The following is a 14604-nucleotide window of genomic DNA, read 5'->3' as shown; positions in this document are numbered from 1 at the left end:
GGAGGCAGCATTAAGCCAATTTTACTTTACAGAAGCTGAGGGTATCAGCTTCTGACGTACATATCTTCTATTCCAGGGAAGTTTTTCTTCCGGTGAGGATCTCTTAACATTTCGTTGCAGAGTTTTCTTTCTTCTTCCAAATAGGCCGGTGGATCTATGATGTCAGCCATATCATCATTCATTTTATTTTCATGAAAACTGAGGAAGTCACGCAGTGAAAGTATCGCCTGCTTCGCGTCGGAGTTGAATTTAGGATCTGACAGTGGGTCGCCGTTACCAAAGATAATTTCATATTGAATCCTGTTGGGATTGGTGCAACCCTCATTGTTCTCGTTGGCCAGCGTAAATACGCCCGCTACGAATGTGAGCATTGAAAATCCTGAACTGTTTTTATGTTTATTATTAATTATTTGATTAAAAATGCATTCTGCAAAGTGGCCGGATGGCTTTTGGTCCCACATCGTACTTTCAGCAATCACATTTCCATTGAGGAACAAGGTAAACCCAAAAAAATCTTCAGATCCAATCGGATCATCACGCCTGTAAACATCCTTAATGTAAAATCCATTTTTTAAAAAATCTCTCTCAAAATTTTTATTAAATTTGCTACATTTATGTTTTTGACAAAGTTCACCATTTTTCCATTTACCTTGTTGTATTCTATAGTTATGAACTGCTTCTGTATAAAAAGTTAAATTTGCGTCGTATGGTACAAACTCAAGAAATGGAGAATAGTTGTCAGCGAATTCACCTTGATGTATTTTTCCTGTGTTTTTATCAAACAGTATAAATATAGGGAAATGATTATTTATGAGGGTTATTGATCCAGAGTATTTAAAACTAAGGAATTCACGTGCCTTTATTCTGAAAGAGTTTAAACGAGCCCTCCTATCTTTAGCACAGTGTTCATAATCTGCCTTTGCCGTGAACAACGCTCGTTTGTCAGCGTTAAATAAATCAAAAATTCCCATACTTTTCTCCTGTGGTTTTTAGAAAATATTACCATTATCAGATAAATCTCACCATTCAAAACCATTCTGACAAATCCCTAGAGTGCCAGGCATCCAGCGAAGAGTGCCTGGTACGATCCCGCCGGCGCCGTTTCCGTCCGCTTTATCTTTCTCATCAGACAGTTACGCGTGTTTTACGCGGCGTTCTGTCTGCTGGCGCCCCGCTTTTTATTTCGACCCGTCCAGGTTATTCTCCGCATACGGGAGAAAAGCCCAAAATCCGATCCGGGCAGGATCCTTTTCGGATCGATTTATTCCGGTCGAAAACGCTTTACAGATAAGGGAAAATGCGTTCCACGCCTGCAGACAACGGAGAACGAAAATTTGAGTATTTTACCCCGTGAAGTCATGCATACTTCACGCAGCGACGCCACCGGTCGTTTTTTAGCCAAATTTATTTAAAGTATCAGATAGTTAATAACGGAAGACACCTTAAGTTCTACCTACTTATTAAAATGTACCTTGAAAAAGTAGCTTTACCGGAGGGGGCTGAGCAACGGATAATCTGGGCACATTTCAGCACAGGGTGCGCGTTGTTTCCGGCGGCGTTACTGACGCTGAGGAGCAACAACATGACCGATCCGGTTGAGGACAACTGGCTGCCGCGCGCCCCGCATTTTCCTTCCGCTGACGGGCAGGATGCATCCGTCCTGGCCGCGATTAACAGCAGCCCGCCGCTGAACCCGGCGCAGACCTATCTTATCGGCCTGTCCTCCGCCGCCAGCCGGCAGACAATGCGCTCCTTTCTGAATATCGTGGCGGGCATGCTCGGCTTCAGCTCCCTGCAGAGCTGCGCCTGGGGCAGCCTGCGCCGTCACCATATCCGCGGCCTGCTGGAGATGCTTTCGGTCAGCGGCCGGGCACCTGCCACCATCAATACCTACCTCTCTGCGCTGAAAGGCACGGCCCGCGAGGCGTGGATGATGAAGCAGATGGACACGGAAAGTTATCAGCAAATCCTCAGCGTTCGCGCGGTACGGGGCAGCCGGCTGACCCGCGGCCGGGCGCTGGGCGCAGAAGAAATTCATGCCCTGTTCCGCAGCTGCGACCAGGACGCCGGCTGCAAGGGCCCGCGCGATGCCGCGATGCTGGCGGTCATGCTCGGCTGCGGCCTGCGCCGCTCGGAAGTCATTGGTCTGGATTACGCCAGCCTGCTGCAGCAGGAGCAGGCGCTGCGGGTACGCGGCAAAGGCAACAAAGAGCGGCTGGCGTTTATGCCGGAGTCGGTCTGGCGGCGCATCCGCACCTGGACGGAAACGATTCGTGGCGAGGACGACGGGCCGCTGTTCACCCGGATACGCGCCGGTGACGACGTCACGTCTCAGCGCATGACGCCGCAGGCGGTCTATCACATTCTCGGCCAGCGCCGGGGCAGAAAGCGGTATTGAGGAATGCGCGCCGCACGACTTACGCCGCACCTTCGCCTCGATGATGCTGGATAACGGCGAAGACCTGATAACCGTCCGCGATGCGATGGGGCATGCCAGCGTCACCACCACGCAGAAATATGACCGCCGGGGAGATGAGCGTTTGCGTAACGCTGCGTTCAAACTAAAGTTCTAAGACAACCCTGGCGCGGCTTATAGCCCATGCTGTCATGCAAAATACCGCCTGCTTTTTATACTGAATCGTTCACAGGCTATCTCTATTTTCTGTGATGTAAAAATATCACTATTAATACCAGACCCCATCAATTTCAGATCATTGCTACTGGCGTTCCATAAAGTCAGGCAGCGCGGGAACGGGCAACACCGACAGCACCTTTAGCCGCTGCAATGTGCGGAGCTGAGCGCGCTCAAGATGATCGCGTAGACAAGCCGCAGCTAAATCGGCATTCCCTTTCAGCAGCATTTCATACACCAAGGCGTGCTCTTCCAGCATTGCTGTCTCTACTGGAATGGAGAGCATATCGTAGAAAATACGCGTCACGATGAACGGTGACTGGTTCTGCCGCAGAATCTGCATCATCAGTTTATTTCCTGCAGGCTCAAGGCAGTGCACGTGGAGCGCTTCTTCCAGCCGTTCCAGTTCGCTGGATTTCAGCTGCCGTCCGCGATAGCTCTGCACCGTTTCCAGCCGCGCTGTGAGCCATTCTGCAGGTAACAAGGCACCAGACTTACGTAGCGCGGCAGGTTCGAGATTGGCTCGAATTTCAAAATGATCGGCTATTTCACGGGCTGTAAGGGGACCGGTCAGCCACTGAGAATAGGGTTCTTTCTCTACCAGACCTTTATCGCGCAATCTCAACAGGCTCTCGCGGATTATCGCGCGGCTGGTGTTGTAATAGTGAGCGGCTTTCTGTTCGTTAACTTGATAACAGCCGAAAATCATCGCCGTAGAGAGGACTTCATTCAGGCTATCCAGCACTCTCTCGCCGGTGCTGCGAATGTCTACCAGCTCCTGCTGCAAATCCAGGCCCAGCAACTCGCGCGTTAGCACAACGCGCAGCGGCTCTACCTCTTCGCCTTCCTGCGCCACGATGAACCCTCGGCCTTCGAAGCGGGCAATCAATCCTTCTTCATGCAGCAGACTGAGCGCATGCCTGACCGGCACGCGGCTGGTGCCAAACAGCTGCGCTAAAGGACCTTCCAGCAAAACCAGTCCCTGTGGTACGCCTTTATTTAGCAGTGCATGCCGTAAAACCTGTCTGATACCTTCATATCGCGCAGATCCTTTCTCTTTCGCTTCTGATCGCCTGTTATTTATCCGCATTCTGGCTTTCGCTGGTTCCGTATTTATCAGGTTACAGTATCACATCCGGTTGCATAACAAGGGACGTGTATCGCAGCCCCTTTCTGGTGCAGCCTGCACACTAATGGATCAAAAAACAAAATATACAATTTAATTATACAGAGCCCCGAGAGACAAAATGAAAGATGCAGGGGCACATCATATTTTAAATTATTGTATTTAAGTTATTTTTTATATATTTTCACATTTACCTCACACTTTACACACCTTGACCTCCCGTTTATGGCATCACTCTTGCTACCTTTAGATGTACTTTATTTTTAAATATACATTTAAGAGGGTATATGGACGCTGATGACGTTCGCCGCCAGTTATGTCTGGGCCGCATTGATGCCCTTGACGTCACCACACTGTTTTCGCAAGGTCGTCTGACGCCGCTGGCGCTGGCAGAGGCTTGTCTGCAGGCCGCGAAAAAGAGCGAAAACGTGTTTATCGTGCTGACCGGGCAGCGCGCGTTGGCTGAAGCGGCCGCCTCATCTGAGCGCTGGAAAGCAAAGAAACCATTAAGCGCCCTGGATGGCGTGCCGATCGCCTGGAAAGACCTGTTCGATCTGGCGGGCACGGTCACGACCGCCGGATCCGCCACGCGGCGGCAGGCGCCGATCGCCAAAAAGGACGCCCCTGTCGTCGCCCGGCTAACACAGGCTGGCATGGTGAATATCGGAAAAACCAACCTGAGCGAATTCGCCTTCTCCGGGCTGGGTCTGAACTCTGCGTTCGGCACGCCAGTCCTCAAAAACCAGCAAGGAGTACGCTGCGCACCGGGCGGGTCGTCAAGCGGCTCGGCGCGTGCGGTGGCGGAAGGACTTGCCTGTATTGCTATGGGCACAGACACCGCAGGATCTATCCGCATCCCGGCTGCCTTCAGTGGCATCACTGGCTTTCGCGCCAGCCGCCAGCGCTATGATGCAACCGCGGTTTTCCCCTTGTCCGCTTCGCTGGACACGACGGGTCCGCTTTGCCGCAGCGTCAGAGAGGCGCTGGTGCTGGTGCTGGACACTATTTTGACGGGCGAAACCGCATGTGCAGACGAAAAACCCTGTTTTCGCGCCGATCCCGATTTACTGAGTTATGTGCATGTTGATGTACGCGCGCAGGCCTGCCGGCAGCTGGATCGACTGGTCATGCAGGGTTTTACCGTCGAATGGAAGCCAGTCCGCGCCTTCCATCAGGCGCTGGCATGGATCGACGAAAATGGCTGGCCCGGTGCGTGGGAAGCATGGCAGCTCCATGCTGCTTTGCTCACCAGTCCTGCGGCGGAAATAATGGATCCATTGATTCGCAGCAGGCTACAGGAGTCAGGGCGAATGAATCCGTCGACATTGTCTGCTTTTCTGGCGCAGCGCAGCACATGGCAAAACGCAATGCGTGCGGAACTAAACGGCAGCGTATTGATCACGCCGACCGTCGCGCATACCGCGCCACGGCTCGCGCCGCTTGAAGCGGACGCTGCGCTGTTTGCGCAAACCAATCGCGCCACGCTGCGCTTAACCATGCCTGGCAGCCTGCTGGATATGCCGGGCGTCGCGCTGCCCTGCGGCGTCGATGGCAACGGGCTGGCAACCAGCCTGCTTTTCTCTCTACCAGACGGCGACGATCGCCGGCTACTTATGGCTGCGAAAGCGGCTGCCGAAATTTTTGCGGCCGGTAAACCGGTCGCGCCCGCAATGTTCTGATTACCTGAATAAAGGAGTGGCAAAAATGGCCAAAGAAATTTTGTGTGCGTTTGGTGTGGATGTAGATGCCGTTGCTGGCTGGCTGGGATCCTACGGCGGCGAAGATTCGCCGGACGATATTTCTCGTGGCCTGTTCGCCGGCGAAGTCGGCGCGCCGCGCTTGTTAAAGATGTTCGCCGAGCAGAATCTTCGTACCACGTGGTTTATTCCGGGTCACTCAATTGAAACCTTTCCCGAGCAGATGAAGGCGGTGGTGAACGCAGGTCACGAGATAGGCATTCATGGCTACAGCCATGAAAACCCTATCGCCATGACCCCCGCTCAGGAAGAAGCGGTGTTGGATCGCAGTATCGAACTGGTCACCCAACTGGCGGGCAAACGTCCGACCGGCTATGTCGCGCCGTGGTGGGAATTCAGCAACGTCACTAACGAGCTACTGCTGAAAAAAGGCATCAAGTACGATCACAGTCTGATGCATAACGACTTTCATCCTTACTACGTTCGCGTCGGTGATAGCTGGACCAAAATCGATTACAGCCAGCACCCAGATGCCTGGATGAAACCGCTTCAGCGCGGCCATGAAACAGATCTGATCGAAATCCCCGCCAACTGGTATCTGGACGATCTGCCGCCGATGATGTTCATCAAAAAATCGCCGAACAGCCACGGATTTGTGAACCCGCGTCATCTGGAAGAAATGTGGCGCGATCAGTTCGACTGGGTTTACCGCGAAAACGACTACGCCGTCTTTACCATGACGATTCACCCCGATGTCTCCGGGCGTCCGCAGGTATTACTGATGCTGGAACGTCTGATTCAGTACATCCGTAGCCATGAAGGCGTTCGATTCGTCACCTTTGACGAGATTGCGGATGATTTCAAACAGCGCCAGCCGCGCTCGGCATAACTCCCTTTCTAACTGACAGAGCGATAGCGACATGAGCATCTTCAAGAAAACTTCCGTAAACGGCTGGCAGCCGCAGCAGTTAACCATCAGGGATGTGAAATTTGCCACCTGGATTGCTTTTTTTGCCTGGGTTTTTGCAGTTTATGATTTCATTCTGTTTGGCACGCTGCTGCCGGAAATTGGCGCCCACTTCGGCTGGAGCGAAGTGGAGCAGGCGAAGATCGCTACCTGGGTCGCTGTCGGAGGAGCAGTGATTGCGTTGGCCATCGGACCACTGGTTGATCGTCTCGGTCGCCGCATGGGTATTGTTGTCACCGTCGGCGGCGCTGCCGTTTGCTCGCTGTTGACCGCCATTGGCGGCGCCTGGGGTAAAGGCGCGCTGACTGCGATCCGCTCTGTCGCAGGATTGGGTTATGCCGAACAAACGGTTAACGCCACCTATCTCTCCGAACTCTACAGCGCCCTGGACGATCCCAAACTGAACCAGCGCAAAGGCTTCGTGTACAGCCTGGTGCAGGGAGGCTGGCCGGTGGGCGCGCTGGTCGCCTCAGCGTTGACGGCGATACTGATGCCGGTGATCGGCTGGCAGGGGAGCTTCATTTTTGCCGCCTTGCCCTCGCTGGTGATTGCAGTCCTGGCGCTCAGGCTGAAAGAGACGCCGCAGTTTCAGGTGCAGAAAAAAATCCAGCAGCTTCGCCAGCAGGGCCAGGAGCAGGATGCCCGCCAGGTTGCGGCCGATTATCAGGTCGTTTATGAAGAGCAGCATCGCTCAGGGATGGCAGCGGCGTTTCGCGGCCCGTCGCTGCGAGCAACGCTGGTGCTGGGCGGCGCCGTCTTGTTGAACTGGTTTGCTATTCAGATTTTCAGCGTGCTGGGCACGACGGTTATCACTAAAACGCATGCGGTCTCTTTTGATAACTCACTGCTGATCCTGATCCTTTCTAATCTGGTCGGCTACTGCGGCTATCTGGCGCACGGCTGGTTCGGCGATCGCTTTGGCCGCCGCAACACCATCGCCGTTGGCTGGATGCTGGGCGGACTCGCCTTTGCCGGCATGCTGTTTTGCCCCGATAACTTCGTCACTATTGTCGTCCTCTACAGCGTTGGCCTGTTTTTCCTGATTGGACCCTATGCCGCCGCCCTGTTTTTCATCAGCGAAAGTTTTCCGACGGCCATCCGCGCCACGGCGGGCGCGCTCATCGGCGCAATGGGACCGGTCGGCGCCATCATCGCCGGTGTCGGCACCACCAGCATACTGAGCGGCGGCGGCAACTGGCAGGAAGCGGCGCTCTGGTTTGGCGCGGTACCCTGCTTTATTTCCGGCATTATTATGCTCTTCGCGCGTCCGGTCGCGCAGCCACATTCCGCCGTCAGTACGACAGCGAATTCAACTCAGCCTCTGGCTTAAGGAAGACGAAATATGACTGCAACACAGCCTGTAGCGGCTATTAGCGGTGCAGCCAGCGGTATTGGCCTGGCACTGGCGACCCTTTACGCGCAGCGCGGCATTCGCGTTATCGCAGGCTTCTATCCAGACGATCCCCACGATCCGGCCCTGGCGGCGGCGCAGGTAGAATCGGCCGGCGGCGAAGCGATATGGCTGCCGCTGGATGTCGGCGCGACAGCCTCGGTTGACGCCTTTATTGCCGCGGGCGTTAAACAGTTTGGCCGTCTCGACTATGTCATCGCCAATGCGGGCATTCTGCGCCGGGCGTCGATTGACGAGATGAGCGACGCGCGCTGGGATGAGATGCTGAATGTCGATCTTACCGGCGTGATGCGCTGCTTCCGCGCTGCTGCGCCGCACCTGACAACCGGCGCCAGCTTAGTGGCCATCTCTTCTATCGCTGGCGGCGTCTACGGCTGGCAGGATCATGCGCACTACGCAGCAGCAAAGGCGGCAGTGCCGGGTATTTGTCGCTCGCTGGCGGTGGAGCTGGCGCCTAAAGGCGTACGCTGTAACGCCGTCATTCCAGGGCTTATCGAAACGCCTCAATCACTGGATAAACAAAATTCCCTCGGGCCGGAGGGACTGGCCAAGGCCGCCAGGGCGATTCCGCTTGCACGGGTGGGCAGACCAGAAGAGGTCGCAAAAGTCATAGCTTTTTTAACCAGCGACGAAAGCAGCTATCTCACCGGCCAGAGTCTGATTGTTGACGGCGGCTTGACGGTGCGCTGGCCGGACTAAGAGGAATCTCAATGCAACTGCAAAATAAACGCTGTGTGATTTCCGGGGCCGCCAGCGGCATTGGCGCGGCTATAGCCACGCTGTTTGCCGCCGAAGGTGCGCGGCTCATCCTGACCGACAGGGACGGCGACCGACTCAACGCCGTCGTGGCACGCTGTCGGGATCTCGGCGCGCAATGCCACGGCATCATCGCCGATGTCGGCGAAGTCGCCGGCGCGACGGCAGGCGTGGATGCGTCTGTCGCGCGCTACGACGGCATCGACGTGCTGGTGAATAATGCCGGCATGCTGACTCAGGCGCGCTACGGCGACATTACGCTGGCGATGTGGGAAGAGATGATGGCGGTCGATCTGCGAAGTGTATTCCTGGCGACGCAGCGAGCCCTGCCGTCGATGCTGGCGCAGCACTGGGGAAGAGTGATTAATATCGCCTCTCAGCTGGGCATCAAAGGTGGGGCGGAGCTGTGTCATTACGCGGCGGCTAAGGCAGGCGTCATCGGCTTCACAAAATCGCTGGCTCTGGAGGTTTCCTCGCAGAACGTGCTGGTGAATGCGATTGCGCCAGGCCCCATTGAAACCCCGCTGATTGACGGCATCAACAGCGCGTGGAAAACGGCCAAAGCGGCAGAGCTGCCATTGGGTCGTTTTGGCCGTGCCGAAGAGGTGGCACCGGTAGCGCTGCTGCTGGCCAGCGAGCCGGGCGGCAATCTGTTTGTCGGCCAGACGCTGGGACCAAATTCAGGCGATGTGATGCCCTGAACAGGAGATAACGATGTGCGGTATCTGCGGACTGCTGGATAACGGACCGCAGTGGAGCGATTCACTGCGGCAGGATCTTCCCCAGCGCCAGCTGCGTTTGCGTCAGCTCGCGTTGCTGAATCGAGCGCTAAAGCCGTGGCGGCTTACGCTGACCGAATTTCACAACAGCTGGCTGCTGGCCAGCCCGACAGGCCAGCAGGCGATCGTCCCCACGCTCGATCTGCTGTGGAAGGAGGCGGAAAAAATGGCCAGGCGCCCGCTTGACCCGCTGGATGAAAGCTGGCTGGCTGCGCTGTAAGGGCGATGAAGAGGAACCGAGATGCAATATGAAGAAAAATTACCCCTGCATATTCTCAGTGGCTTTCTCGGCAGTGGGAAAACCACCTTGCTTAAAGCCTGGCTGACGCAGCAAAATCTGAACGACGTGGCGCTTCTGGTCAATGAGTTTGGAGAGGTCGGCATCGATCATCATCTGTTGAACGAAGTCGCGCCGGATATCGTCCTGCTGCCCGGCGGCTGCCTGTGCTGTCAGATACGGGGTGAACTGAAAACGGCATTGCTCGATCTTTATGAAAAGCGCGCGCGCGGCGCGCTTCCCCCCTTCAGGCAGGTCATCCTTGAGACGACCGGCCTGGCAGATCCCGCGCCGATCCTCTCTACGCTGCTACACGACCGACAGCTGCAGCACCATTTCAGGCAGGGCGCGCTGGTTACGCTGGTGGATGCTGAGCACTGCCAGCTACAGGCGAAAACGCAGCCAGAATGGATTGGCCAGGTTACGGCGGCGGATAAGCTGCTGATCAGTAAACGCGATCGCGTTAGCGCGCAGACGTTCGCTGCAACCGAACGCTGGCTGGCGCAGCTTAATCCCTTGGCGGAAGTGAGCGATAACGCGCTGGCGCTGGCTGACCCCGATCAGCTTTTTCAGGTGCTGGTGACGAAAGGCAGTAAAGATCAACGTTTTCGCTGGTTAGGTGCTTGCGGAACGCATGAATCTACGTTGAAAGCGGCGCCGCTCTCTGCGTCGCATCCCGTCACGCAAACCTGCGTGATTACGTTGCAACGGACACTGAACTGGCCGGCATTTGCTATCTGGTTGTCAATGCTATTACATAGTCACGGCAGCGCTGTTTTGCGCATGAAGGGTATTCTGCGCATTGACGACAGCACGTCGCCGGTAGTGATTCATGGCGTTCAGCACACGTTGCATCCGCCGGTGCATATGCGCGACTGGCCCGGCGAGCTGGAAACATCAAAACTGGTTTTTATCCTGCGCGGACTGGACGCCGACCGGCTAAAACTGGCTTTTTCACGATATATGCAAGCTTTCGAAGGCCAATAAAATCATGAACAGTGCGGCAATCGTCAACAATCAGTTGACCCTTCGCGTGCTCGGAACCTCCGTCACCCTACTGGAAGTACTGCGCGTCAGAGCGGAGCAGGACTTGGGTATTAAGATTGAATACATGTTGCGTAGCGTGGAGGATGCTCAGCGTATTGCGGTCATGCATCCAGAAAGTTTCGATCTCTATGACCAATGGTTCCACAATATTGACTTTGTCTGGCCTGCTCGCGCGATACAGCCTCTGGAAATCAAGCGGCTCAAGTACTGGGATGAAATCAATGCGCTGCCGAAAACCGGCACCCTGAACGCCAGCGTGCCGCTGGCAGACGGCAGCGTGCCGGCGCACCGCCTTTATGTGCAACGCGATTTGCATCTCGGTAATCAGCCGAGCGATAAAATCAGCATGCTGCCGCTGACACATAATGCTGACAGCTTTGCCTATCACATCGATCGACTGCCTGCTGTGTTACGCGAACAGGAAGAGAGCTGGGGTTGGTTGCTTCATCCTGCGCTAACCGGTCAGGTCGCCCTGCAGGAAGATGCCGCCATGGGCGGGCTGGACGCCGCTCTGGCTATGCAAGCCACACAACAGACGCGATTTGGCAATGCTGGCAACCTCAGGCTGGAAGAAATCGATGCGCTAACCCAGTATCTGACGCGCCTGCGACGTCAGGGACACTTTGCTGCGTTCTGGGCGACGCAGGAGGAGGCATGCGACTTAATCGAAAATCGTCAGGTGGAAGTGCAAAGCCTGTGGGCGCCTATCTATTTTCGCCATCATTTCCATCAGCGCGGCTACAAAATGGCGCGACCGCGGGAAGGCTACCGCGCCTGGTACGGCGGCATGTCTCTTTCCCGCTGCGCCACGGGCAGGATCAAAGACGCCGCCTATGCCTACCTGAACTGGTGGCAGTCTGGCTGGCCTGGTGCCGTGATGGCTCGCCAGGGCTACTATATTTCAACGCCAGAACGCACCCGCAGACATCTTTCTACGGCTGAATGGGATTTCTGGTACGGCGGCAAAAGCGCCAGTGAAGTGCTTCTTGATGCCTGGGGCACGCCGCTTATTCCTCAAGGCGAGCAGCGCGATGGCGGCAGCTATGAAGAACGAATGAGCCATATCGCCGTCTGGAATTCGGTAATGGATGAACACAACTATCTCACGCGTCGCTGGCAGGATTTTTTGCGCGCTTAACGGAGCGATCAGCGCACCTCATTCACATACATGAAATGTTCAGTACTAAATGGGTGATGCGCGAGGATCGTCGGCACAGCGCTCTGATCAAACGAAACCTCATCAATCGCCATCACTGCATGAGGCAGCGTGAGCGCCAGCAATGCCGCAGGTTTCATCATTCAAAACCAGGTGGATAGACAGGATTTTTGCTGCCTTATCCTGTGCAAGCGGCCGATCAAATATTGTCAGCATTGAACCTTCAGGCAGTTTTGACCAGTCCGCCGCCTCGCGCGATATCAGTGTAATCATCCAGAACGGCAACTTGTAATATTATGGCCTCTCTTCATTATCTCTGATTTTGACCCAGGCGCTGGCCTGAGCCGGTCAATAATTGCCTTTATCCACGCTATCGCCGGAGCTGATCCTGACGGTGAAATTACTCAATATTCATCATTTTTTGTAATGGCCAACGAAAATTATTATCGCCTGTTCAATGACGTCATCGATCTGTTCCTGAGGCAAGGTCGCTTCATTTCCCATGACTCTCATCCATATCAGGGTTTCGTCAATCAGCCCGAGAAACTGGCGGACAGCTAATTCCGGATTTGAAATATTCAGCGATCCCTGCAGACCGAGCTGCTGTATATAGTTTTTAACCGCCGTCACTGCCGGGGCTTTCACCTCATAAAAGCTTTTCATCAGACCGGGAAAGCGCGAGGATTCACCTATCACCATGCGTAAAAAGGCAATCGACAGTGGCGGACGCCAGAAATCAGCAATAGCGTGGCCAATCTGACGTAGTCCTTCTTCAGGTTTAGATAAAACAGTTTCATCTTCAGCAATCGTCATGGCGGGAAAAGACTGCCACATACGCAACATCACAGCATGGAACAATGATGCTTTCCCTTCCGGGAACTGATTGTAGAGTGTTCTGCGAGCAACACCCGCGCGCCGGGCAACCAGCTCCATGCTGGCACCTTCAAAACTGTGCTCAGTGAAAACCAGGCACGCTGCCGCCAGGATAGCGTCACGCTTTGAGGGCTGCGGAAAAGGAGTTGTAAGAATGTCAAATAACGAACGCTCAATCATAATAACAGTGTCCTGTAAGATGTCTGGCTGGCTCATACCAGACAGGCAACGCATTTCTGTGCGATTTCACAAAGCACAGCTGATAAGCCGGCATCAATAAGCTGGGTGACGAACAAAAAGGCCGAGCCCGGTCGTTCAATATTTTCCCCGTTTCCGCCATATGCAATACAAGGGCAGACGCCACCTAATTTCCGGGATTATGCCTGACTATTTACCCTGTTACGCATAAGTGCCTTTTTAGCTGTAATGAGTGATAACTGATTTTATGTTTTTTAAACAGCAGTTTTTACTCACTAATCCACTGTTATTACTCGTAATTAGCACCTGAACTTTTCTCTGTGGCCACGCATTCTACTTTACTTTTTGTGCGTCCGCTTTGGCTTTACCCTGAATTGCACTCTGCAATACAAAATTGCACAATAACGTGCAATTCTGTAGCTTTTTTATGCAGAAGATGCCTGCAAAAAAGGCATAATCATTCGAGGCATATGAAAGCAGATGAGGACAACAGGAAACCATAATGAAAGCGGCGCTGATTGCATCAAGTTCGGGTGAAATCCTCTGTACCACTCAGGTAACAGACGTACCCGGCAAAAAAAACGATTTCCTTGATAAAGCAGCAGTTACCGGTCAAGCAACGGGTAATAACCGGCTTCGCATCGTTGAGGTTCCCGATCCGATCGCTGGCCCTGATGACCTTCTGATTCGGGTTGAACATATCAGTATTGAAGGTGGTGATCTGATGTTCCGCCGCGTCGGAATGGGAGGAAGAAATAATGTCCTTGGCTACTCCGCAGCAGGTGAAATCGTGGCGGTGGGTGAAAATGTTCAGGGTTTCTCAGTGGGCCAAAAAGTGACGACCTTCGCTGCCGACGGATCGCATGCAACGCTGCGTTCAGCGCCTGCGGCGACCTGCTTTCATATACCAGAAGGCCTTGATCCTGCCGTAGCTGCGGCCATTCCGGTGGCAGCAGGAACCGCCGGGCGGGCAATGGACCTTTCCGGTGTAGGGCGCGATGACACAGTAATGATTACCGGTGCGGCAGGCGGGCTGGGCATCGCAGCTGTTCAGCTGGCTGCACTCCGCGGCGCACGGGTTATTGCCACAGGCACAAATGCAGCGACGCTGGAAAAAACGCGGGGTTATGGTGCAACCGATACGATAGTCAGCAGAGATGAGCCCACGAGCGTGCAGGTTCGCAAGCTGCTTGACGGCAACAAGGTTACGGTTCTGATCGATACGATTGGCGGTCCTGTCCTGGGGGATGCAATCGAGACGATGTCGGATCATGGTCGTGTGGTGCTGCTTGGCGGTTTTGCCGGCCTTGAGCAGAAGATTGACGCCGGGCAGCTTTTGCTTCGTCAATTAACCGTTTCCGGCTGCCTGTTCGGAGAAGAAATGGGCGAACCTCACAACCATGCAATGATCGTCAGACTTTTACAGTCTGCCGCTACCGGCGCACTACGGGTACCCATTGACCGGATTTTTCCGTTCGAAGAAATTGACGCGGCTCACGCGCGGGCTGAAGAACGCGGCCGGTTTGGACGCGTGATCGTAACGGTCTGACCTTCACGACCACATCTGAAACAGATCTGTGCAATAGCGGCAACCTGATCTCAGCGGCCTCAGAGTGATGCATCTTCAACATCAATGGCTTATATGATCAACTGCCTCTTTATAGGCAAAACATTCCTTTCCTGCA

The 14604-nt window shown here is 54.5% G+C and carries 12 protein-coding genes and 2 pseudogenes; 10 read left to right on the top strand and 4 right to left on the bottom strand.

The window, feature by feature from the left end; all coding sequences use genetic code 11:
- Window positions 1-44: 44 nt before the first annotated feature.
- Window positions 45-971 carry a hypothetical protein gene (locus ABU178_RS19480; protein ID WP_397218022.1) on the bottom strand — a complete coding sequence of 309 codons (927 nt, stop codon included), beginning with the start codon at window positions 969-971 and terminating at the stop codon, window positions 45-47.
- A gap of 611 nt (window positions 972-1582) precedes the next feature.
- Here ABU178_RS19480 and ABU178_RS19475 point away from each other — a divergent pair.
- Window positions 1583-2573: pseudogene (locus ABU178_RS19475) on the top strand (tyrosine-type recombinase/integrase).
- Between the two features lie 144 nt (window positions 2574-2717).
- On the opposite strand, the gene ABU178_RS19470 reads toward ABU178_RS19475, so the two are convergent.
- Window positions 2718-3722: a GntR family transcriptional regulator gene (locus ABU178_RS19470; RefSeq protein WP_397218020.1), complete on the bottom strand. Its 1005-nt coding sequence runs from the start codon at window positions 3720-3722 to the stop codon at window positions 2718-2720.
- A gap of 323 nt (window positions 3723-4045) precedes the next feature.
- Here ABU178_RS19470 and ABU178_RS19465 point away from each other — a divergent pair, with 323 nt between their 5' ends.
- Genes ABU178_RS19465 through ABU178_RS19430 form a run of 8 tightly spaced genes read left to right on the top strand, consistent with a single transcriptional unit; the run spans window position 4046 to window position 11830 of the window.
- The gene (locus ABU178_RS19465; RefSeq protein WP_397218018.1) at window positions 4046-5437 is read left to right on the top strand and encodes an amidase family protein; all 1392 of its coding nucleotides are present in this window, start codon (window positions 4046-4048) and stop codon (window positions 5435-5437) included.
- A gap of 25 nt (window positions 5438-5462) precedes the next feature.
- Window positions 5463-6344 (top strand): polysaccharide deacetylase, encoded by an 882-nt coding sequence (locus ABU178_RS19460; protein ID WP_397218016.1) that lies wholly within the window; start codon window positions 5463-5465, stop codon window positions 6342-6344.
- Window positions 6345-6375: 31 nt separating this feature from the next.
- Entirely contained in the window at window positions 6376-7752 is a 1377-nt protein-coding gene (locus tag ABU178_RS19455) for an MFS transporter (protein WP_397218015.1), read from the top strand.
- Window positions 7753-7764: 12 nt separating this feature from the next.
- Window positions 7765-8532 (top strand): SDR family NAD(P)-dependent oxidoreductase, encoded by a 768-nt coding sequence (locus ABU178_RS19450; RefSeq protein WP_397218013.1) that lies wholly within the window; start codon window positions 7765-7767, stop codon window positions 8530-8532.
- An 11-nt stretch (window positions 8533-8543) separates the two neighbouring features.
- Complete coding sequence (locus tag ABU178_RS19445; RefSeq protein WP_397218011.1) at window positions 8544-9290, top strand: SDR family NAD(P)-dependent oxidoreductase; 747 nt, start codon at window positions 8544-8546, stop codon at window positions 9288-9290.
- 13 nt (window positions 9291-9303) lie between these two features.
- The gene (locus ABU178_RS19440) at window positions 9304-9588 is read left to right on the top strand and encodes a hypothetical protein (protein ID WP_397218009.1); all 285 of its coding nucleotides are present in this window, start codon (window positions 9304-9306) and stop codon (window positions 9586-9588) included.
- A gap of 21 nt (window positions 9589-9609) precedes the next feature.
- Window positions 9610-10632 carry a CobW family GTP-binding protein gene (locus ABU178_RS19435; protein WP_397218007.1) on the top strand — a complete coding sequence of 341 codons (1023 nt, stop codon included), beginning with the start codon at window positions 9610-9612 and terminating at the stop codon, window positions 10630-10632.
- Between the two features lie 4 nt (window positions 10633-10636).
- Entirely contained in the window at window positions 10637-11830 is a 1194-nt protein-coding gene (locus ABU178_RS19430; RefSeq protein WP_397218005.1) for a PotD/PotF family extracellular solute-binding protein, read from the top strand.
- Between the two features lie 8 nt (window positions 11831-11838).
- Here ABU178_RS19430 and ABU178_RS19425 read toward each other — a convergent pair.
- A pseudogene (locus ABU178_RS19425) lies at window positions 11839-11973 on the bottom strand (GntR family transcriptional regulator); the annotation flags it as partial.
- Between the two features lie 289 nt (window positions 11974-12262).
- Window positions 12263-12937, bottom strand: a complete 675-nt coding sequence (locus tag ABU178_RS19420) for a TetR/AcrR family transcriptional regulator (protein ID WP_397218004.1) — start codon at window positions 12935-12937, stop codon at window positions 12263-12265.
- A gap of 484 nt (window positions 12938-13421) precedes the next feature.
- Between ABU178_RS19420 and ABU178_RS19415 the strand changes: the two genes are divergently transcribed.
- Window positions 13422-14468, top strand: a complete 1047-nt coding sequence (locus tag ABU178_RS19415) for a zinc-binding alcohol dehydrogenase family protein (RefSeq protein ID WP_397218002.1) — start codon at window positions 13422-13424, stop codon at window positions 14466-14468.
- Window positions 14469-14604: the final 136 nt, after the last annotated feature.

This window comes from Pantoea osteomyelitidis (genome assembly GCF_044342975.1).
Classification (GTDB): domain Bacteria; phylum Pseudomonadota; class Gammaproteobacteria; order Enterobacterales; family Enterobacteriaceae; genus Pantoea; species Pantoea osteomyelitidis.
Note: the sequence above shows the minus strand (reverse complement) of the source record. Positions and strands in the feature narration are given on the sequence as shown.

Coding starts and splice junctions, on each gene's coding strand:
- ABU178_RS19480 (WP_397218022.1), bottom strand. CDS start 971: ATGGGAATTTTTGATTTATTTAACGCTGACAAACGAGCGTTGTTCACG.
- ABU178_RS19470 (WP_397218020.1), bottom strand. CDS start 3,722: ATGCGGATAAATAACAGGCGATCAGAAGCGAAAGAGAAAGGATCTGCG.
- ABU178_RS19465 (WP_397218018.1), top strand. CDS start 4,046: ATGGACGCTGATGACGTTCGCCGCCAGTTATGTCTGGGCCGCATTGAT.
- ABU178_RS19460 (WP_397218016.1), top strand. CDS start 5,463: ATGGCCAAAGAAATTTTGTGTGCGTTTGGTGTGGATGTAGATGCCGTT.
- ABU178_RS19455 (WP_397218015.1), top strand. CDS start 6,376: ATGAGCATCTTCAAGAAAACTTCCGTAAACGGCTGGCAGCCGCAGCAG.
- ABU178_RS19450 (WP_397218013.1), top strand. CDS start 7,765: ATGACTGCAACACAGCCTGTAGCGGCTATTAGCGGTGCAGCCAGCGGT.
- ABU178_RS19445 (WP_397218011.1), top strand. CDS start 8,544: ATGCAACTGCAAAATAAACGCTGTGTGATTTCCGGGGCCGCCAGCGGC.
- ABU178_RS19440 (WP_397218009.1), top strand. CDS start 9,304: ATGTGCGGTATCTGCGGACTGCTGGATAACGGACCGCAGTGGAGCGAT.
- ABU178_RS19435 (WP_397218007.1), top strand. CDS start 9,610: ATGCAATATGAAGAAAAATTACCCCTGCATATTCTCAGTGGCTTTCTC.
- ABU178_RS19430 (WP_397218005.1), top strand. CDS start 10,637: ATGAACAGTGCGGCAATCGTCAACAATCAGTTGACCCTTCGCGTGCTC.
- ABU178_RS19420 (WP_397218004.1), bottom strand. CDS start 12,937: ATGAGCCAGCCAGACATCTTACAGGACACTGTTATTATGATTGAGCGT.
- ABU178_RS19415 (WP_397218002.1), top strand. CDS start 13,422: ATGAAAGCGGCGCTGATTGCATCAAGTTCGGGTGAAATCCTCTGTACC.